20 protein-coding genes are annotated in these 20,517 nt (G+C 43.5%); 2 read left to right on the top strand and 18 right to left on the bottom strand.

Translation table 11 applies throughout. From position 1 onward, the window contains the following. Positions 1–311 precede the first annotated feature (311 nt). From ACSBQP_RS06520 to proG, 6 genes are all read right to left on the bottom strand, one after another. Positions 312–1,931 (bottom strand): peptide ABC transporter substrate-binding protein, encoded by a 1,620-nt coding sequence (locus ACSBQP_RS06520; protein WP_025207217.1) that lies wholly within the window; start codon positions 1,929–1,931, stop codon positions 312–314. Next, complete coding sequence (locus ACSBQP_RS06525; protein WP_007498841.1) at positions 1,928–2,941, bottom strand: ABC transporter ATP-binding protein; 1,014 nt, start codon at positions 2,939–2,941, stop codon at positions 1,928–1,930. The genes ACSBQP_RS06520 and ACSBQP_RS06525 overlap by 4 nt, the downstream gene beginning before the upstream one ends. Before the next feature lie 7 nt (positions 2,942–2,948). Continuing rightward, positions 2,949–3,911, bottom strand: a complete 963-nt coding sequence (locus tag ACSBQP_RS06530; protein WP_017359137.1) for an ABC transporter permease — start codon at positions 3,909–3,911, stop codon at positions 2,949–2,951. After that, the gene (locus ACSBQP_RS06535; protein WP_008346233.1) at positions 3,908–4,843 is read right to left on the bottom strand and encodes an ABC transporter permease; all 936 of its coding nucleotides are present in this window, start codon (positions 4,841–4,843) and stop codon (positions 3,908–3,910) included. Before ACSBQP_RS06535 ends, ACSBQP_RS06530 begins: the two co-directional genes overlap by 4 nt. Before the next feature lie 18 nt (positions 4,844–4,861). Then, positions 4,862–5,686: a M55 family metallopeptidase gene (locus ACSBQP_RS06540; RefSeq protein WP_008346235.1), complete on the bottom strand. Its 825-nt coding sequence runs from the start codon at positions 5,684–5,686 to the stop codon at positions 4,862–4,864. A 189-nt stretch (positions 5,687–5,875) separates the two neighbouring features. After that, positions 5,876–6,700 (bottom strand): pyrroline-5-carboxylate reductase ProG, encoded by an 825-nt coding sequence (proG, locus tag ACSBQP_RS06545; protein ID WP_017359139.1) that lies wholly within the window; start codon positions 6,698–6,700, stop codon positions 5,876–5,878. 169 nt (positions 6,701–6,869) lie between these two features. Here proG and ACSBQP_RS06550 point away from each other — a divergent pair, with 169 nt between their 5' ends. Continuing rightward, positions 6,870–8,189, top strand: coding sequence for a S1C family serine protease (locus tag ACSBQP_RS06550; RefSeq protein WP_056704871.1), 1,320 nt, complete (start codon positions 6,870–6,872; stop codon positions 8,187–8,189). A 42-nt stretch (positions 8,190–8,231) separates the two neighbouring features. Here the strand turns inward: ACSBQP_RS06550 and ACSBQP_RS06555 are convergent, their stop codons facing one another. After that, complete coding sequence (locus ACSBQP_RS06555; protein ID WP_435028273.1) at positions 8,232–9,182, bottom strand: ring-cleaving dioxygenase; 951 nt, start codon at positions 9,180–9,182, stop codon at positions 8,232–8,234. Positions 9,183–9,511: 329 nt separating this feature from the next. Here ACSBQP_RS06555 and ACSBQP_RS06560 point away from each other — a divergent pair, with 329 nt between their 5' ends. Beyond that, the gene (locus tag ACSBQP_RS06560) at positions 9,512–10,837 is read left to right on the top strand and encodes an APC family permease (RefSeq protein WP_019743458.1); all 1,326 of its coding nucleotides are present in this window, start codon (positions 9,512–9,514) and stop codon (positions 10,835–10,837) included. A 13-nt stretch (positions 10,838–10,850) separates the two neighbouring features. On the opposite strand, the gene ACSBQP_RS06565 is transcribed toward ACSBQP_RS06560, so the two are convergent. The 11 genes from ACSBQP_RS06565 to ACSBQP_RS06615 form a co-directional block, all read right to left on the bottom strand. Beyond that, entirely contained in the window at positions 10,851–11,180 is a 330-nt protein-coding gene (locus ACSBQP_RS06565; RefSeq protein ID WP_017359142.1) for a hypothetical protein, read from the bottom strand. 63 nt (positions 11,181–11,243) lie between these two features. After that, positions 11,244–12,200, bottom strand: coding sequence for a sugar-binding transcriptional regulator (locus tag ACSBQP_RS06570; RefSeq protein WP_017359143.1), 957 nt, complete (start codon positions 12,198–12,200; stop codon positions 11,244–11,246). Between the two features lie 93 nt (positions 12,201–12,293). Further along, positions 12,294–13,079 (bottom strand): SDR family NAD(P)-dependent oxidoreductase, encoded by a 786-nt coding sequence (locus ACSBQP_RS06575; protein WP_008346247.1) that lies wholly within the window; start codon positions 13,077–13,079, stop codon positions 12,294–12,296. Further along, complete coding sequence (locus ACSBQP_RS06580) at positions 13,057–13,752, bottom strand: SDR family NAD(P)-dependent oxidoreductase (protein ID WP_052320225.1); 696 nt, start codon at positions 13,750–13,752, stop codon at positions 13,057–13,059. Before ACSBQP_RS06580 ends, ACSBQP_RS06575 begins: the two co-directional genes overlap by 23 nt. 31 nt (positions 13,753–13,783) lie before the next feature. Further along, entirely contained in the window at positions 13,784–15,166 is a 1,383-nt protein-coding gene (gene lpdA / locus ACSBQP_RS06585; RefSeq protein WP_008346251.1) for a dihydrolipoyl dehydrogenase, read from the bottom strand. Positions 15,167–15,178: 12 nt separating this feature from the next. Continuing rightward, on the bottom strand, positions 15,179–16,501 hold the full coding sequence (locus tag ACSBQP_RS06590; protein WP_041092297.1) for a dihydrolipoamide acetyltransferase family protein: 1,323 nt from the start codon (positions 16,499–16,501) through the stop codon (positions 15,179–15,181). 18 nt (positions 16,502–16,519) lie between these two features. Further along, positions 16,520–17,500: an alpha-ketoacid dehydrogenase subunit beta gene (locus tag ACSBQP_RS06595; RefSeq protein WP_026050078.1), complete on the bottom strand. Its 981-nt coding sequence runs from the start codon at positions 17,498–17,500 to the stop codon at positions 16,520–16,522. A 31-nt stretch (positions 17,501–17,531) separates the two neighbouring features. Continuing rightward, positions 17,532–18,515, bottom strand: coding sequence for a pyruvate dehydrogenase (acetyl-transferring) E1 component subunit alpha (gene pdhA / locus ACSBQP_RS06600; RefSeq protein ID WP_041092295.1), 984 nt, complete (start codon positions 18,513–18,515; stop codon positions 17,532–17,534). A 180-nt stretch (positions 18,516–18,695) separates the two neighbouring features. After that, positions 18,696–19,727, bottom strand: coding sequence for an alcohol dehydrogenase catalytic domain-containing protein (locus tag ACSBQP_RS06605; protein WP_017367078.1), 1,032 nt, complete (start codon positions 19,725–19,727; stop codon positions 18,696–18,698). Further along, on the bottom strand, positions 19,724–20,170 hold the full coding sequence (locus ACSBQP_RS06610) for a hypothetical protein (RefSeq protein WP_008346260.1): 447 nt from the start codon (positions 20,168–20,170) through the stop codon (positions 19,724–19,726). The genes ACSBQP_RS06605 and ACSBQP_RS06610 overlap by 4 nt, the downstream gene beginning before the upstream one ends. Positions 20,171–20,232: 62 nt before the next feature. After that, a complete protein-coding gene (locus tag ACSBQP_RS06615; protein ID WP_008346262.1) occupies positions 20,233–20,511 on the bottom strand; it encodes a PTS sugar transporter subunit IIB in 279 nt (92 codons plus the stop codon). Positions 20,512–20,517 lie beyond the last annotated feature (6 nt).

Raw genomic sequence — 20,517 nt, forward strand, 5'->3', positions numbered from 1 at the left:
CCAATCCCCTCTTTCTCTTCGTTTCTTTCAATCTATGGGCATCTTCTTCATAACATGAACGAATAAAGGAACAGACGCTTTTTTCAAAGCGTCCCAGATTGTTGACAAAGGGTTAAAATGAACTTTATTTTAACCCTTTGTCTTCTTTTCAGCGTGATAGAAAACCTTTGCAGCCCTAGGAAGGACGAGCATCGGCGCGGAGCGAATTTGACATTCGTGAGCACCGAAGCGCAGGACTGACACCGAATGCGAGGGTTTGTCTACACGCTGAGACGCTTTTTTCAAAGCGTCCCGTTCTCTCATTTTTTCATTTACTCTCCATCTACCTGTGCCCATTTCAAATCAATGTAACCAACAGGATGACGGACAATGCCCTTTACGCCTTCTTTTTGTAAATAGACTTGGTTATAAAAATGAATGGGAATGATCGGTGCTTCTTCCATCAGAAGTGCCTCGGCATCATGCAACATACGATTTCTCTTTTGTTCACCTGCTTCTTGACTCGCCTTTTTGATCAGCTGATCATACGTATCGTTTGACCAACCTGTCCGGTTCATCGCATTTCCTGTTTGGAAGCTCTCTAAGAAATTGATTGGGTCTGCATAGTCAGCTAGAAATGAACTTTGCGAGAATTGGAATTTGAGTGCCTTTTGATCTTCTGCAAACACATTTGCTTCCATGTTGGCAAGCTTCACATCTACCCCTAGCGCTTCTTTTAATTGCTGCTGAATGGCTTCTGCTTTTTTCTTATTTTCAGGCTTTGTACTATATGTTAATGTGACGGGCGGCAGCTTTGAATAGTTTTCTTCTTTCAACCCTTTTTCTAATAGTTTTACAGCTTCACTCGTATCATGTTTGACAAGATCGCCGCCAGCTTCTCTGAAATCTTCACCCTTTGAATCTAAAATTCCTGGTGAAACGAAGGCACGTGCTGGCTTCTCTTCATTTTTCGTCACGTACTCTACAATATCCTGAGGATTGATCGCCATTTGAAAGGCTTTGCGAATGTTCTTATTTTGAAAAGGCTCCATGTTGACATTTAGGCGATAAAAAAACAGCCCTGCTTGATCTTCAATTTGCACATCTTTGCTTTTTAACAGGTCTTCACTTTGTTCTGCCGGAACGAAGGCCGTATCTAAATCTCCTGATTGATACATTTGGTAATCTGTGTTTCGGTCACTAATCATGAGCCATTTCACTTGATCTAGCTTGACCGTTTGTTTGTCCCAATACGTGTCACTTTTTTCCATTGTAAAGCTTTCATCATGCTTCCACTCTGTCAGCTTAAACGGTCCATTACCGACAAAGGTTTTCGCATCCTTGGCCCAGTTCGGGTCCTTCTCCGCTACCTTCTCATTCACCGGGAAAAAGGCAGGGTTTGCGGTCATATTTAAGAAAGATTTCTGCGGGTATGCTAGCTTGACCTCTAGCGTTTGATCATTAACAGCCTTGACTTTTACATCTTCTTTCTTCCCTTTTCCGCTGTTAAACGCTTCGCCCCCTTCAATCATATAAGCTAAGAATGCCGCAGAAGAGCCCGTCTTTGGATCTAGCAGCCGCTTCCACGCATATTCAAAGTCACTTGCTTTGACTGGATCACCATTTGACCACTTAATCCCATCCCTTAAATGGAACGTGTACGTTTTTCCGTCCTTTGAGATGTCCCATTTTTCCGCCATGGCAGCAGATGGTTCGTGCTTTTCATTCAGTCTCGTTAATCCTTCCATTAAGTTATTGAGCCCTTGCCAGGACACATTATTAAAACCAATGGGCGGATCAAATGATGTCGGTTCGTTTTCATTATTTAATGTTAAAACTTTCTCTTCGCCCTTGCTTGAAGATCCTTTGCCTGCTTGCTCATTGGCTGTACATCCTGCAAGCAGCATCACTGCGATAAAGCACATACTGAGAATCCAACCTGTTTTTCTCATGAAAAACTCCCCCTTTGTGTTGAAGATAAAACCGTTTGCTTCGCTCGTTCATCTTGAAGCCAGCAATGTACTGCATGTGTAGGTGAACGCTGCGTTTCATGCGGCATGATATGATCACACACTTTCATCGCAGACGGGCATCGATCGGTATATGGACATCCTTTTGGCGGGGCAAATAAATCAGGCGGGCTTCCTTCAATAGGAATGAGTTCATCTTTCATATCCAGCCTTGGAACGGATTGCAGTAGCCCTTTTGTATAGGGATGCTGCGGACTGTAAAAGATATCTCGCCTTGTCCCAACTTCAACGATTTTCCCCCCGTACATGACGGCCACTCGATCAGCGACTTGTGCTACGACCCCTAGGTCATGTGTGATTAAAATAATCGTCACGCCTGTTTTTTTCTGAATCTCCTTAAATAGTTCTAAAATCTGCGCCTGTATGGTGACATCTAGTGCAGTTGTCGGTTCATCTGCAATCAGCACCTTCGGCTCACAAATAAGAGCCATTGCAATCATGAGCCGCTGCCTCATGCCACCGCTGAATTGATGCGGATATTGCTTCAGTCTCTCTTTCGGCTGCGGTATCCCCACCAAGTCAAGCATACGAAGCGCCTCTTCTTTCACTTCTTTTTTTGTCAGCTTCTGATGCACTTTTGCAGCTTCCATCAGCTGATCCCCAATTGTTAGCGTCGGGTTGAGTGCCGTCATAGGATCTTGAAAAATCATGGAGATATCGACACCACGGATGCTGCGCATGTCTTTTTCAGATAATGACAGCAAGTTGCGATCACGAAACCAAATTTCCCCTTGATCGACTTGTGCGCTGTATGCAGGGAGAAGCCGCATGATACTTTGAGACGTCACACTTTTTCCGCAGCCTGATTCTCCTACAATGGCGAGGGTTTCTTTTTCATACACATCCACATTCACCCCGCGTACCGCTTGAACAGAACCGCCATATGTCCGAAAGCTAACATGCAGATCGATAATCCGAAGCATTTTTTTCATCACGCCATCACCTCTTCATCTTCGGATCAAGCGCATCTTGCAAGCCATCACCTAAATTATTAAAGCAAAACATCGTCAGCGAAATAAAAAATGCCGGAAAGAATAAACGCCACCAGTGGCCATTATCTGACAGCACTGTCGGCAAGGCGTCATTGGCCATCACACCCCAGCTTGCAAACGGGGCTTGAATCCCTAAACCGAGAAAACTTAAGAATGCTTCAGCAAAAATCGCTGTCGGTACAGTTAGCGTCATCTGGACAATAATCGGTCCCATCGTATTCGGCAGTAAATTTCTGCGGATGATGCGCAAGCTTTTTGCGCCAAAGGTTTTCGAGGCAAGGACATATTCTTGGCTTTTCAGCTGAAGGACTTGACCTCTCACGATTCTTGCCATCCCGATCCAGCCTGTGACAGTGAGCGCCACAATAATAGTGACAAGCCCAGGCCCCATCAGGACCATCAATAAAATGACGACGAGTAAATACGGCAGACCGTAAAGCACCTCGACGATCCGCATCATGACATGGTCATACTTCCCGCCTTTATAGCCTGCAATACCGCCATAGATGACACCGATTGCAAAATCAATGAGAGCGGCCATCACGCCCACAAATAATGAAATGCGTGCGCCGTACCAAGTACGTGTAAACACATCACGTCCAAGCTCATCTGTTCCAAACCAGTGAGCAGCTGACGGTGGCAAGTTTTGCATAGAAAGCCGCTGTTCTGTCACACTATTCGGCGCAAGAAGTGGACCTAATACAGCCATGAGGAAAAGAAAAATCAGCACCGATAAACTAAACATAGCGAGTTTATTTTGTTTTAACCGTCGCCAAGTATCTGCCCAATACGAAAGTGAGGGTCTTTTAATGGCATGGACTTCAGATGTCTTTTGTTCTTTAGGAGCAAACCATTCATCTGGCACTTCATGCGCTTGATTCGTTTGATCATGCTGAAGGTGTATGCTCATGCCTTTCCTCCTTTCTGATGCAGCTGGATCCTTGGATCAAGCAGACGATATGTCACATCTACAATGAAAAGAAGGGTAATTAAGATGATGCTGTAAAAAACAGTAGTTCCCATGATGACAGGATAGTCACGGTTGTTAATACTCTCGACAAAGTATTTTCCCATTCCAGGGATCGCAAAGATTTTTTCAATCACAAAACTGCCTGTTAAAATACTTGCGACAAGTGTGCCGAGGATCGTGACGACAGGTAAAAGTGCATTCCGCAGGGCATGTTTAAACACAATTTTATAAGGGGAAAGTCCTTTTGCTTTTGCAGTTCGAATATAGTCCTGCGACAGCACTTCAATCATGCTCGATCTCGTTAATCGGGCAATGATCGCCATTGGACCTACCGCCAGTGCAATGGTAGGAAGCACCATATGCATTGGACTTGTCCACATCGCTGTAGGAAAGAGTTTTACATTCACAGCAAGCTGCTGAATTAATAAGGTAGCAAAGATAAAGTTTGGTATGGATATACCGAAAACAGCAATCGTCATGGCGATATAATCAATCAAGCCATTATGCCGGAGGGCAGCCATGATTCCGAGCAAGATGCCGGAGATGACAGCAATCAAAATAGAGATAAGACCAAGTTCTAATGAGACTGGAAAACCTCTCGCCAATAAATCATTGACACTTTCAGAAGGCTTTTTAATGGAAGGACCAAAATCAAAAGTAACGATGGATTTTAAATAGATCATATATTGAACATAGAGTGGTTCGTCTAAGTGATAGTAGCTTTCGAGGTTTCGCTGGACAGTTTCGTTTGTATTTCGTTCTTCATTGAAGGGCGATCCTGGGATGACCTTCATTAAAATAAACGTTAACGTCGTAATCGTTAAAATCGTGGCAATCATCGCAATCAAACGCTTGAGCAAAAAGCTGGCCATCTGCTGTCTCCCCCTCGCTTAACAAAATGTTGTACGTGCGGCAAGCTCTGTCATGACAAGCATCGCTTGGTAGGCTTCTAATATATTCTCCGCTTGGTACGTCACCGTTGTTGTCCCTTCAATGATGGCCGTACCCGGCATTAAATTCGCCCATTCAGCTTGTCCATAATTGGCAAACTCGATTTTCAGCACTGGCTGCTCAGGAGGCGTGAGCGGCTTCATTTGATGAATTTGTTTCATGGCAGCTTCCACTTGCTGAGAGATGAGGGTGCTCACTTTCGCTGGTGTTAAGCATTTCACAGCAGATCTTGAAATGGTTTCTTTCACCGCCACTGTTTTCACGCCAGGCATTAACTTTTCTGCTTCAAGTGCCGCTTGATCGTCTCCGCATACAAGAATGACCGGAACACCATAATAGCCTGCGACATACGCATTAAAGCCCATTTCACCAATCGGATGATCATTTATGTAAAAATGTCTGACACCAAAAATCATACTGTGAGACATCACACCTTTCATTGATGCCCTTGCATGATAGCCTAAAAAAACAGCGGCATCATACGTTTGATCTAATCCTTGAACCATTGAATAAGGCTTTACATCACCTGATATGAGAGATGCTTCCTCATGCAATTCTTCAATCAACAGATTATTCATTTTAGAATGGCTATCATTCACTAAAATATCGGTCGCCCCATGTGTAAGAAGAGCTTCTACACAGGCGTTCACTTCACCTGTCATGATTTTTCTCCCGCGCTCATAATTGTGCTGGCGGCTATCAACAAATGTATGATCAGCTAGACCAGTAATTCCCTCCATATCGACTGATAAATAGAGCTTCATCCCCATCCCCCTTTAATTAAACTTAAAATTTGTGTATATTTTTCTAAATTTTCTAAAAAATTATATGAGAACTTGATTGATTTTTCAATACAATGTCTGAAAATAAGGAAATTAGACTCAGGTAATACAGGTCAAAAGCATTGATGCGAAAGGATTTATTTTACAGAAAAAACACCACTAGCTATGTCTTTAGTGGTGTTTGTCTGCTTCATCGATTTGCGATTTTAGCTGCGCATATTTTTTCATCGTTTGTGTAAACAAGTCATCGAACATTTGCGGTGCCTGCTGCTGGATGACTGCAGCGCCTTCTCCTGTAATCCCGCCTTTTGTTGCGACCCTGTTCACCGTTTCAGCAAATGTCAGTCCGTGTTCAACAAGAACTTGTCCTGTACCGAGCAGCGCATATGTTAAAAATTCATAGGCTTCTTCTAAAGAAAGCTCACTATTCCGAACAGCGGCTCTCGCCATTTCTTCAAAGATTGCTGCAATAAAGCCCGGAGAAGAGCTTGTCAAATTACTCGCCGCATCAAACCGGTCCTCTTCTACTTCCCTGACGATACTAAAAGCTGAAAGCAGGCGGTGGAGTCGTTCTTGTGCCTCCTGTCCAGTGGTTTCACCATGCGCCACAAGGGATACACCCGTCCCTACGGCTGATGTCAAAGTGGGAATGTATCTAGAAACCGGCTGATTCGTATGTTGCATTAATTTGTCTAACGTGACAGCCGCTGCCACTGATACGATATGAAGAGATGTCTTTGCGGGGCTCAGCTGATCTAAGACATCAAGTACAGCAAGCGGTGGTACACAAACAAACACGACATCACATGATGCAGAGATGTCATCTAAAGAGCAAATGTTGACATGCTGGTTCTTCTCTTTCAGCTGTTGCAGCCGCTCCGTTTCACTTCTTGTATGGATCATAAACTGACTGGCATGAAGTACTCCTTTGTCCAGCCATTTTTGTACCATCATATCTGCCATGCTTCCATATCCAATGATTCCAATAGTCTCCACAGTTTAATCTCCTCTATTTTGCTTAGATTCACTACTTATTTTAACAATTTCCCACAATGTTTTCATTTTTATCCCACACTTTTTTCTTACGATAAAGTCAGTATCCACCACATACAGTCAAACATCTTGAACACATACATGTAAAAATCGATGAAAGAGAGTGATCTTAATGACACAACACAAAGATGAAAAACACACTTCTTATGAATTACAAACAATTGAACAGCCGAAAAAACAGCAGAAGAAGCCAAGTGGCTGGCTAAAGCCATTTGTCAGCGGGGTTGTAGGCGGTACGTTAGCGTTAGGTGTTTACGTTCTGACTCCATATGCTCAGCATTCAGAAAATCATTCAACTGATTCGTCAACGAAAACAGCCGCTGTATCGACAAATGATACAAGTACAAATTCGTCAAAAACAACAGCGTCACAAACATCCAATTCGACCAGCAGTATTTCCAGTATGGTCGAAAACGTATCACCAGCCATCGTCGGCATTACAAACTATCAAACACAAAGTCAAACAACCACAGATTTTGGTAATATGAACACACCTTTTGATGGATCACAGCAAAATCAAAACAGCAGCAGTCAAGAGCAAGAAAGCGGTACCGGATCAGGGGTTATTTTCAAAAAATCCGGCAGTAAAGCCTATGTATTAACAAACAACCATGTGATTGAAGGAGCAAATAAATTAACAGTCTCCTTGCATAATGGCAAGACGGTGGAAGGAAAAGTAGTCGGTTCTGACCCGCTGACTGATCTTGCTGTCGTGGAAATTAGCAGCAGCGGCGTTACAAAAGTCGCTGAACTTGGAGACTCCTCATCCCTTCGTGCGGGAGAAACCGTCATTGCAATCGGAAATCCGCTTGGTGAAGATTTATCAAGAACAGTGACACAAGGAATTGTCAGCGGTGTCGATCGAACAGTGTCTATGGATACATCAGCTGGCGAAAGCAGTATTAATGTCATTCAAACAGATGCCGCCATTAACCCAGGTAACAGCGGTGGACCGCTTTTAACAACAGACGGAAAGGTTGTGGGGATCACCAGTATGAAAATTTCTGAAACAGGTGTGGAAGGTATCGGGTTTGCGCTCCCAATCAATGATGTCAAACCAATTGCAGATCAGCTTCTCACAAAAGGAAAAATCGAACGACCTTATATCGGTATCAGCATGCTGGATCTCGAACAAGTACCAGATGCTTATCAGAAGGAAACGCTTGGACTGACAAGCAGTCAGCTCGATAAAGGCGTGTACGTAAAAGAAATCGCTGCTGGCTCACCTGCTGCCAAAGCTGGATTAAAGGCAGAGGATGTCATCACCGCCATCAATGGCAAAAAAGTGACAACCGGCAGTGAATTACGCCACGAGCTTTACACGAATGCAAAAGTAGGAGATACCATCAGCATCACACTCGTTCGTAATGGAACAGAAGAAACAAAACAAGTGACATTAACACAATCTGAATCAAAGCAAGTCAGCTCTTAACGAAAAAAGCAGCTCAATTTTTATGAGCTGCTTTTTTCATGTTCACTTGATTGGGACCAATCTTTGTTCAATTTCTGCTCGTTTGTGCTCTAAAAATGGTGGAAGTGCTAATTGATCACCAAGTTCATCCACGCTTTCATCCACTGTGAATCCCGGACCATCTGTTGAGATTTCAAACAAAATGCCGTTTGGCTCTCTAAAATATAAGGCTTTAAAATAAAAACGTTCTACAACACCAGAGTTGGTGAAACCGGCTTTGGCTATTTTATCATGCCATTTTTCAAGCTCTTCTGCGTCCGCTACACGAAAGGCTACGTGATGAACACTCCCTCTGCCAGATCGCTCAACAGGTCCTTCTGCTTTTTCAATGACATGAATCTCTGTTCCAGCTCCGCCTTGTCCTGATTCAAAAATCGTCACGATTTCCCCATCATTTGATTGTTCACGTGCTTTTTCTGTGAAACCAAGAATACTCGTTAACACACTGATCGTTTTATCTGCTTCTGCGACTGTTAATTCTACTGGCCCCAAACCTCTGATCGCAAAATCAGCAGGAATCTCATCATGCACTGGCGGCTTCTCTTCATCTTGCACGCTTGGTTCTACAGTCAAAAACAGCTGCTGTCCTTCTGGATCTGTAAATTTCAAGGCAGGTCTGCCACCTCTTAAAGAAGCTGTTTCTTTCTTTACACCTTTTTCTTCAAAGCGCTTTTCCCAAAAAGTGAGTGCCTCTTCTGAAGTGACAATCAGACCTGTGCGTGAGATCGCATTTGTTCCGTCCAGCCGGCGGGCGAGCATCGGTATTTCAAAAAACGTCAGCTCTGTACCAGGTGAGGCGACCTCATCTCCATAAAATAGATGATACATCGATGGATCATCTTGATTAACTGTTTTTTTTACCAGTTTTAAGCCAAGGATTTGGCGGTAGAAATCAACGTTTTTCTGAGCATTTGCTGTTAGTGCTGATACGTGGTGAATCCCATTTATTTTCATTGTGTTCACTCCTATTATAAAATATCTCGAATTCAAGATAATATCCTTATGAATAAAATAGGTCATTTTAGAAGAAAAGTCAACCATTCGGCTGCATCTTTATTGGATGTTCGGCTTTCGCCTATTAAATTAACATTACATCAAAAATATTCTTGTATTGTTCGCTTTTAAGATAACATTCATCCTAATATCTCCAATAAACGAACACTTTTAAATACAAATACGAAAATCAGAAAATTTTTTTAATTCTTGTTTTCCTAAAATCGTATTACAATAAACAAAATACATGTCACAGTAACGTATGAAAGTGATGCAGGAGGTCGTGTGTAATGAACAAAGAACAACCAGCGTTAAAACAAGACATCGGCTTATTTTTTGCCCTATCTCTTGTCATCGGAACAATTATTGGATCTGGCGTTTTTATGAAGCCTGGCAACGTCCTTTCTTATTCAGGAAGCTCAGGCATCGCCTTATTCGCATGGCTGTTAGGTGGGATCTTAACCCTTGCAGGCGGACTCACAGTCGCTGAAATTGGTACACAAATCCCACGTACTGGCGGTTTATATGCCTATCTTGAAGAAGTATACGGTGAATTTTGGGGCTACTTATGTGGCTGGGTGCAAATTATTATTTACGGGCCAGCGATTATTGGTGCTCTTGGTCTTTATTTTGGTTCATTATTAGCTAATTTATTTTCTCTTTCATCTATATGGGCTACAACCATTGGCATTATCACCGTTCTTTTTTTATGTGTGATCAACATCATGGGAACGAAATACGGCGGTTTTGTCCAAGGGCTGACTACGATTGGAAAGCTTGTTCCAATTGCAGCAATTATTGTGTTTGGCTTATGGAAAGGAAATGAACATATTTTCACAGCCGTCAATGAGAGTATCGCTCAGATGAACTTCGGTGCAGCAATTTTGGCGACATTATTCGCCTATGATGGCTGGATTTTGCTTGCAGCGCTTGGCGGTGAAATGAAAAATCCAGAGAAACTGCTTCCTCGCGCGATGGCAGGCGGTATTTTAATTGTCACAGCATGTTATCTCTTTATTAACATCGCCCTTTTGCATGTGTTACCAGCTGATCAAATCGTTCAACTAGGTGAAAATGCAACAAGCACAGCTGCTACAATGCTCTTTGGTCCCATTGGCGGTAAAATTATTAGTATCGGAATCATCATTAGTATCTTTGGCTGTTTGAATGGAAAGGTTCTTTCGTTCCCGCGTGTCATTTTTGCGATGGCAGAACGAAAACAAATTCCATTTGCCAAAGCCATTTCACGCATTCATCCTACTTTTCAAACACCTTGGATCGCTGTATTTGTACAGATTTTGATTGCCATTGTGTTTATGATCGTCAGTAATCCCGAGAAGCTGTCAGAGGTTTCAATTTTCATGATTTACATCTTTTATGTGATGGCCTTTTTCGCTGTCTTTAAGCTAAGAAAACAAAACAAGGGAATGAAGCGCGCTTATAGCGTACCACTTTACCCGCTCACACCGATCATTGCGATTATCGGCTCTTTCTTTGTCTTAATCAGCACCATGATCACCGATTGGCAAAGCTGCCTGATCTCCATGCTGATCGGCATTGCCGGACTGCCGATTTATTACTATATGAAAAAAACACAAAATAAAGCAGAGCGCTAAAATAGCCTCTGCTTTATTTTTTATATTGCTTAATGACCTTATAAGATTCGTTTAAATATCTCATCAGCCGGTATGGCTTACTTAAAACCCGGATGGGGAGTCTTGAAATAAATCCATTCAGATTCGCCTTATACTCCTGCGTCATCCGCTTCGGCTTTGTCGCAATTTTTTCATATACTTCTTTGTAAAATTCCTTTATGATGTCGACTTGCACACTGATTTTCTGATGACACTCTGTACACTCAACGCTTTTCATCTGATCATTCACATAAACGATGCTGTGGAGGGTCTCTTCTTGGCACCGAGTACAGTGTAGGTTTGCTTCCATTTCGGTTTTCTTCAAGATACACAGCTCCTTTCTCGTTTGATGTTGCTCTTTTTATACAATACGATGGCTGTCAGCTGTTTATTGGACAGATGCTTCCTTTAAAATAGCTGCCGCAGTCAATTCATCGGTGACGAGCACCTGAATAAAGCCGCCGTTTAAGGCCCCTAAAATACTTTCAGCCTTATGGGTTCCTTCCACAACTGCGATGACTTTTTTCACGTTCTTTAATTGTTCTAACGATAATCCAATCACCTTTTGGTTCAGCTCATCTTGGACTGGTTTCCCTTCCCCGTCAAAGAAACGAAAACCAATATCACCAACAGCTCCTGATTGCCTTAAACCAGACAAATCTTCTTCTTTTAAATAACCGACTGTTTTTAATGTAGAGCCTTTATGCGGATTCCCAATACCGATGAGGGCAATATCAACATTTCTGCCTTCTTCAAGCACAGCTTCTATGTCCTGCATCGCCATCAGCCGCTCTTTTAATTCTTCTGTTTCTAAGATCGCAGGTGCATATAAATAGGAGCACGTACCATTCATTTTCTTTGCCAGCTCATACGCCAGCTGATTCGCGTGAATGTCGACCGCCTGCCTGCCCATTCCACCCTCTAAAGGAATGACTTTGACATCGTTTCTTCGTTCAAATGGATATTCCTTCACTAGCTCGGCAAGTGTGGTCCCCCATGAAATACCGATTTTCTCAGCGCCTTTCATGTTTTTAGAAAGATAATAGGCGCCCGCTTGACCGACTGCCCGTTTGACCATCTCAGACATTGTCCCGACACTTGGAACAACGACAGCATCCGTTAATTGAAAGGTCGTTTCCAGCTGTTTTTCAAGTTCCACTGTATGAATACTTTCGTCTTTAATGTACACTTCAACGATTCCCACATCTTTTGCTTTTTGTAAGAGCTTTGAAATGACTGGTCTTGAGACATTGAGTTTTTTTGCAATCTCCTGCTGCGTCCACCCGTCTGTATAATAAAGATGAGCAACCTTGACGAGCTGTCGTCTTTCTTCCCAATTCAGCATGTGACATCATCCTTTTAATATACTATGATTACCAGTATACCAAACATTCGTTTCTAATTGGAACAATTGTTATGAAAATGACAAAAAGAGCGATCAACTCTCCGCTCTTTTTCCCTCGCTATATTTAGGCTGATACGTTCTCCCGCCATCTAATAAGAGTATCTGTCCGTGCAAATAGCTTCCCTCGTCACTTGCGAGAAATAAAGTGACTCCAGCAATATCTTCTGGTTTTCCTAATCTCCCGATAGGAATAAGTGATCGAAGCTGACTTTTCTCAAGCTCAGTCGGATAGAGCGTATCAAGCATCTGAGATTCAATGACGCGTGGTGCAATGACATTGATGCGGACATGATGGGAACCCAATTCCTTTACAAGCGAACGCATGAGACCAAATGCCCCGGCTTTTGACGCGTAATACTGGATGCCGCCGCCAGAGCCTGTTATCGCAGATCCTGATCCAATAATGACGACGCTGCCTTCTTTCCGCTCACATAGATAGGGTGCTAATGCTTTGATACAGTAGAAAAGACCATATAGATTCACAGCCAGTGTTTTTTTCCAAAGTGAAAAATCAACTTCTAAAAAAGGAAGGGATTTCGTCATTCCTGCTGAATAGACAAGATGCCCAATGCCACCCAGCTCCCTTTCAGCTGCTGACGTCATCTGCTGAACACTTTCCCACGATGAAACATCAGCTTGGAACGTCAGCAGCTGAGGATGCTGTTGTTTTAAAAGCGAAAGTCCCTGTTCATCTATATCTGACACAGCTACACGATGCCCTTCTTTTAAAAAACGCTGAGCAATTTCTTTGCCGATCCCTTGGGCACCACCTACGATGAGAACTGGTTTTTGTTGATTAGCCAGCGCTCTCACCCCCATCAAGCATAATCGCTGCTCCATCTGTAAATGCACCGTACGATGTACTTAAGAAAACCGTCATATGAGCCACCGTCTCCTTGATTTGCTCTTTGTCAGGAAGCAAATGGAGAGGCGGCGGAAGTAGAGCCAATACCCGAATGCCTTTGTCTTTAAATTCGCGCGCTAATCCTTTTGTCATGGCATTCAACATACTATTTGATGTAGCATGTGAGATCCCACCGTCACCTGTTATGCTCCCTGATGAGGAAATATTAATAATGCAGCCCTGCTTCTGATCCACCATATGCCACACAGCGGCTTGACTGGAAAGAAAGACTGTATTTACGGATCTTTCCACTTCATCGACCCATATCTCAGGACTTACGTCATCAATCCCCCCATCTGCTTTTTGCTCGGCTTGATTGACTAAAATATCAAGCTTGCCGCATGTATCGATGACTTGTCTTAGCATAAGCGTAGCATCACGCGGTGTCTCAAGCGGATTGATGACAACAGTTGATTGGCCGCCTAATTTTTCAATGTCTTTGCTAATCGACTTTGCTTTTGATTCATCACGAAAAGCGTGTATGAAAACATGTGCACCTGCCCGGGCCAAAGCCAGGCAGATGGCTTCTCCAAATCCATCTGTGCTATCTGTCACAAGTGCCACTTTCTGATGAAGCTGGACGTGCACACGGATCTCCTCCCTATCCCTTGTTTGGCATTTATTTTCTCAGCTTACTCACAATATCAAGAGCTGCTTCATAAAAGCCTTCTGAGATGGTAGGATGCGGGTGAATCATTTTGGCCATCTCTTCAGCTGTTCCTTCTAAATACATAAATGAGGAAGCCTCTGATATCATCTCCGTTACATGCGGACCAACCATTGTAGCGCCAATGACTTCACCATAAACGGTATCGTACACGAGTTTAATAAAACCTGTTTGAACACCTGCTGCCAACGCTTTTCCGCTTGCAGCTAAATCAAATCGCTCTGCCCGCACGTTCAGCCCTTTCGCTTTCGCCTCTTTCTCAGTCAGCCCAACACTCGCTACCTCTGGCAATGTATAAATACATCTAGGAACGATGTCGTGATTCATTCTTTCAGGCTCGCCGCATATATTGCTAACTGCAACGGCTGCCTCTGCCATCGCCGCATGAGCGAGCTGATAGCCGCCGGCTACATCGCCAATTGCATATACACCTTCAGCACTTGTCTTCATCTCGTCGTTTACTTTAATAAAAGGGCCATCCAGCTGAAGATCGAGCTGACTGACAGCAGATACATTTGGTCTTCTTCCGACACAAACTAACAGTCTTTCAGCCGTAAAGATGTGCGTCTCTCCTTTATCGTCTGTCGCATGAATCGCTTTGACTCCTTCGCTTTCTGTTACCTCTGTCACCGTCGTTTTCTTTGCGATATGGATGCCTTTTTTCTTCAATTCTTTTTCTAGTAATTTCGACGCTTCTTCATCTTCCTGCGGAATAATCGACGGAGCGGCTTCTATAATGGTGACTTTTGATTGGAGACTCTGGAAGATACAGGCCAGCTCAAGACCAATTACACCTCCACCAATGATGACGACAGATGCAGGAATATCTGGGATGTCAAAGATCGTATCACTTGTGTCAAATTGAATCTCTTTGAGCCCTGGAATAGGCGGAATAGCAGGTGATGAGCCAGTGGCAATGATCAGCTCTTTTGTTTCAATCGTTTCTGACCCATCTTGTTTTTCAATGTCAATGCGATTTTTTGTCACAGCTGTCCCTCTGCCGTTATATACATCAATCTTTCCTTGCTTTAATAAAAAGGCGATTCCGCCCCTGAGTTTTTCGATGACATCATCTTTACGTTTTCTCATTTTATCGAAAGAAAGAACCATCTCACCTGTTTCGATTCCCCAGCTTTTTGCTTTCTCAATGGATTCAATGACTTCTGCATGTTTGAGCAGTGTCTTTGAAGGGATACAGCCTCGATTTAAACAAGTCCCCCCTAGAAAATCCTCTTCAATCAATGCAACCTTGTGTCCACGTTCAGCGGCTTGAAGGGCGGCAGTATATCCGCCAGGCCCTCCGCCAATGACTGTCAGATCATACGTTTTTGTCATCCGATTCATCTCCTACATTAGCAATTCAAATGGTTGTTCAAGCACTTTTTTAAGGTCTGTTAAAAAGGCTGCTGCTGGTGCACCATCTACCACTCGATGATCAAATGATAAACTGACGCCCATCATTGGCCGCACCTGAATTTCTCCATCGATCACTACAGGTTTTTCTTGAATGCGTCCAACACCTAAAATCGCCACTTCCGGCTGATTAATAATTGGGGTAAACGTGTCAATGGCATACATCCCTAAGTTACTAATGGTAAATGTAGACCCTTTCAACTGGTCTGGTAGCAGCTTTTGATCGCGAGCATTTCGACCAATTTCTTTTGCTTCTTTTGTGAGCTGTTTCAGCCCTTTTTGATTTGCATGAGAGATGACCGGAACCATTAAGCCGTCTTTCACAGCAACCGCAAGACCAATGTGCACATCCTCATGGAAATGGAGCTCATTTTGTTCAAACGTCATATTGATTTGCGGATGGCGCGTGAGGACACTGCTGACCGCATGGATGATGATTTCTGTAAACGACAATCTGTAGCCTGTCTCTTTTTCAATCGCTGGGAGCAGCTGTTTGCGCACTTCTTTTGCTTTTGTCATATCAATTTCACTTGTTAATGTGACGTGCGGTGCTGTAAAGGCACTTTGTGACATGCGATCTGCGATCACTTTTCTCATCCCGGCTAGTTTTTGTGTTCTCACTGGAGCAGCCTCTGCCTTTTGTGCGCCTGCTGCTTTTACGTCACTCTTCATGATTTTTCCGTGGACGCCAGAACCAGCAACATTCGCTAAGTCGATCCCTTCACGAGCAGCCACTTTTCCTGCAAGTGGTGATATGCGCTGGCCTTCCTCGTTCGTATGAAGGGACGCTTCGACATCCCGTTTTTGAATTCTGCCTTTTGGTCCTGTACCAGATACTTCGTGAATGGCTACTTGGTGATCTTTTGCCGTTTTTCTCGCTGCAGGTGTTGCGCGTACTTTCTCACCCACCGTTGGTTCAACTTCAGTCGAAACAGATGGTTCAGATGGTGATGACGTTCCGCTGTCTTCAGAAGATGCTTCATCTGACTGCGCTGGCGGCTCGCTCGGTACCTGCTCATTTGCCTCTCCGATATATCCAATGACAGCATTGACTGGAATCTGATCATCTGCTTCGTAATATTTCTTTAGAAAAACGCCATCATCATAGGCTTCAACCTCGATATTGATTTTGTCTGTCATAATCTCAAATAGAGGCTCACCGATTTCAACCGAATCTCCTTCTTCTTTAAACCATTGAAGCAAGGTACCGATCTCCATCGTACTGCTTAGCTTCGGCATAAATATCTCTTTTGGCATGATCTTCTCCCCCTTTACTTAAGAGCGCACGAGCTCTTTTGCTGCTTCAATAATATCTGGCACTTGTGGAATGACTGCTTTTTCCAGCGTTGGGTTGTACGGTATTGGAACGGCAAGACCGCCAAGTCGTTTAATAGGTGCATCTAAATAGTCGAAGGCTTCACTTTCCGCTATCATACTCGCAATCTCTCCGCCGTAGCCGCCTCGTTTCACTGCCTCATGCACAACGATACATTTGCCTGTTTTTTTCACAGATTCAATAATGGTTTCTTCATCTAATGGGACGAGCGTTCTCGGATCAATGATCTCGACATCGATTCCTTCCGCTTCTAGTTCCTTCGCTGCTTCGAGCGCTTTGTGCACCATAATGGCTGTTGCGACAATTGTGACGTCCTTTCCGCTTCTCTTCACATCCGCTTTCCCTAAAGGAATCGAGTACTGCTCTTCTGGTACTTCACCAATTGTTTTATATAAAAGCTTGTGTTCATAGAAAATGACAGGGTTGTCATCATCCATTGCTGCTTTTAAAAGTCCTTTTGCATCATAAGCTGTTGAAGGCTGAACCACCTTTAGTCCAGGAATATGAGCCATCCACGCTTCTAAGCTTTGGGAGTGCTGCGCTGCGGCACCTGTCCCGGAACCTGCTGGTGTTCTGACAACAAGCGGCACTTTCCCTTTTCCGCCAAACATGTAACGTGTTTTCGCTGCTTGGTTTACAAGCTGATCCATTGCAATTGTAATAAAGTCAGAGAATTGTAGTTCTAAAATCGGACGCATCCCTGTCAAAGCCGCTCCGACTGCGCCTCCTGCGATGGCAGCCTCTGAAATCGGCGTATTGCGGACGCGTTCTGGACCGAATTCCTCGATCATCCCGCGCGTGACACCAAATGCGCCACCGTATACGCCGATATCTTCACCTAAAATGAAGACATCTTGATTTTTTCTCATTTCCTGACTCATTGCTTCTCGAACGGCTTCTAAATATGAAATCTCTCTCACTGTCGTGTTTGTCACGTGATTCCCCTCCTAATTAGGCGTATACATCCTCTAATAGTGTGTCAATTGATGGTTCTTTACTATTTTTCGCAAATTCAACAGATGCCTCGATCTCTTGCTTCGCTTCTTCTTGTAAACGAGCAGCCTGTTCTTCTGTCAGAACATCTAGCTCCATTAAGAGTGACTTAAAGCGTTTAATTCCGTCTTTTTGTCTCCATTCTGTCTCTTCTTCACGTGTACGGTATTTTTTCGCATCACTCTTTGAGTGACCCTTCCAGCGATACGTTTTCATTTCAATGAGTGATGGCCCTTCTCCAGCTCTTGCACGGCTTACCGCTTCATCTACTGTATTCATGATTTCAACCATGTCATTTCCATCAACTGTTTTCCCTGGCATTCCGTAGCTTTTGGCTCTTGTTGAGATGTCTTCAATGTTGATCATTTCTTTCACAGGACCAGACATGCCGTATTGGTTGTTTTCACAAATAAACACAACAGGTAAATCCCAAATGGAAGCAAGATTCAGCGCTTCATGGAAGCTGCCTTCATTTGTAGCGCCGTCTCCGAAGAAACAAAGGACCACAAAGCCTTCCTTTTTCATCTTGGACGTGAGCGCCGCACCAGTTGCAAGCGGAATACCGCCGCCAACAATTCCATTTGCCCCAAGGTTTCCTTTTTCTAAGTCGGCAATATGCATGGAACCGCCTTTTCCTTTGCAGTAACCTGTTTCACGTCCGAATAGTTCAGCCATCATTTTATTGACCTCTGCACCTTTTGCAATACAGTGACCATGTCCGCGGTGTGTACTGACAATCTTATCTTCATCCTTTAACACAGCAATAGACCCAACAGCCGATGCTTCCTGTCCAACACATAAATGGGTCGTTCCATGGATTAATCCTTTAGCAAAGAATTGATCGACCTTTTCATCAAAATATCTTACTAACCACATTTGTTTATATAAATCTGCTAATTTCTCATGACTAATCTGTTCAGGCAAAGTGATTTGTTTTTGCATTTCTTCTCTCCCCTTTACATTTGTTCTTATATGTTACATTTGTAATTATCATACGTTTAACTCTCATTGAAGTCAAGTATTTCCGTTTATTTTTTAAGCGTTTTCATCTTTTTTCAGAAAAAAAGAGAAAGGCAAAGCCCTTTTCCAAAGACCTTCTCTTTCTCTCCATCTCGTACATTCTCATTCATCTGGATACATCATGATTTTGACGCTTTCACCTTCTGGATGCCTAGCGCATTCTATCGCCTGACGAAGCTGACTTAATGGATATCGATGCGTCACCATTTTTTCTGTATGAACGACCTTTGCTTTTAAGAGCTCTAGCGCTTCACGATAATGGTATGGATGCGACGAATAAGCTCCGACTACTTTCACTTCATCATGGAAAAAACGTTCTGCTGGAATGGAGACATCCCCTTTTGGAAAGTGAGCAAAGACCAAAATCGTTCCGCCTCTTGCAACAGCTTGAAATGCTTCTTTTAAAAGCGCACTGCTCCCCACAGAAATAATGACAAGGTCCGCTCCCTTTCCATCTGTTTCTTTCATGACGCGGTTTTCTACTGGCTCAGATGCTGGATGAAAAGCGACGTCCGCCCCAAGATTTCTTGCTTGAAGGAGCCTGTTCTCATTTACGTCTGTGATCATCACTTTTCCAGCCAAATAATATTTGGCAAGCTGTAATTGAATGCAGCCAATTTGCCCCGCTCCAAGAATCAACACCGAATCTCCAGGATGAACGGGCGCCCTTTCAAAGCCGTGAAGACAGCAGGCAACCGGTTCGACCATCGCTCCTTGTTCATATGAGACGTCATGTGGGAGTTTGCCCATTGTATGCTTCACATGTAAAGCAGGAACACGAATATATTCCGAAAAACCGCCCGGCTCTACATTTGTGGCTGCAAATTGCGGGCACATTGTATAAAATCCTCTTTGACAAAAGTCACAAGTAAAACAAGGGACATGATGCGCTACATACACCCTGTCTCCCGTTTGAACATGTGTGACGTGACGGCCTGTTTCGATAATGTCACCAGCGATTTCATGCCCTAGCACTGTGCCAGGAGGTACCGTCTCATGTGTCGCTTTATAAATATCCGTCCCGCATAACCCGCAGGCACGCATTTTTAATAATACTTCATCATCACCAATGGCTGGCCGCTTCCGCTCCTCGTAACGAATGTCCTCTGAAGAATAAAAGACAGCTGATTTCATTTAGCCGCATCCTCCTTTTCATCACATGTCGCAAGACTCTGCAAGGATTGAACGAGCTGCTTGTACTCACTCATCTCACTTGAAATCCAGTAGCGTCCGCCAAATATTCGCGCAGGTCCCACTCTGACATATACTTTCCCGATATGAGGATATGGTTTTAAAAACAACTTTCCTTTAATATCGGACACGGCATATGTGTGCCACCTGCCAAAAGCACCTATTTTCAGCTCATCTTCACTAATCATGATATTCGTTGGCTGATTCAGGCCAGTGATGCTAGAAAGCATAAGGATAGGCAGCGTATAGACACCTAACACAGCTAATGGCTCAGGTCCTGCCGACATCAACGTATAAAGAGACCAGAGAAAAAACACACATATTAACAAGGCCGGAAGGAAAATAGAAAACATGGCAGACGTTCGGCTATAAGCATGCTGCTGCATGAGAGCTCCTCCTTTCAAATGACATGGAAGGAGCTTTCGCAGCTCCTCCACGCAATCATCGTTCACTTAATATGATCGATAATTTTTTCAATATCTTCTTCAATGCCAAATCCCGTTAAAAAAGATAACGTTTGAATCACAGGCGTTCCTTTTGTATCACTAACAGGCGTTGTCGTCACAATTAAATCAGCACCCTCCGCTTTCTGCGGAACCTCAGATGCCTTACACTGTTCAACGATGACATCGTATCCTTTTTCCTTTAATGTCTCTTCTACCTTTTTTGCCACAACCGTTGACGTAGCAACTGCCGTTCCGCAAGATACTAATATTTTTTTTGCCATGAGAAT

The sequence above is a fragment of the Bacillus sp. G402 genome, assembly GCF_051172515.1.
GTDB classification, from domain to species: domain Bacteria; phylum Bacillota; class Bacilli; order Bacillales; family Bacillaceae; genus Bacillus; species Bacillus altitudinis.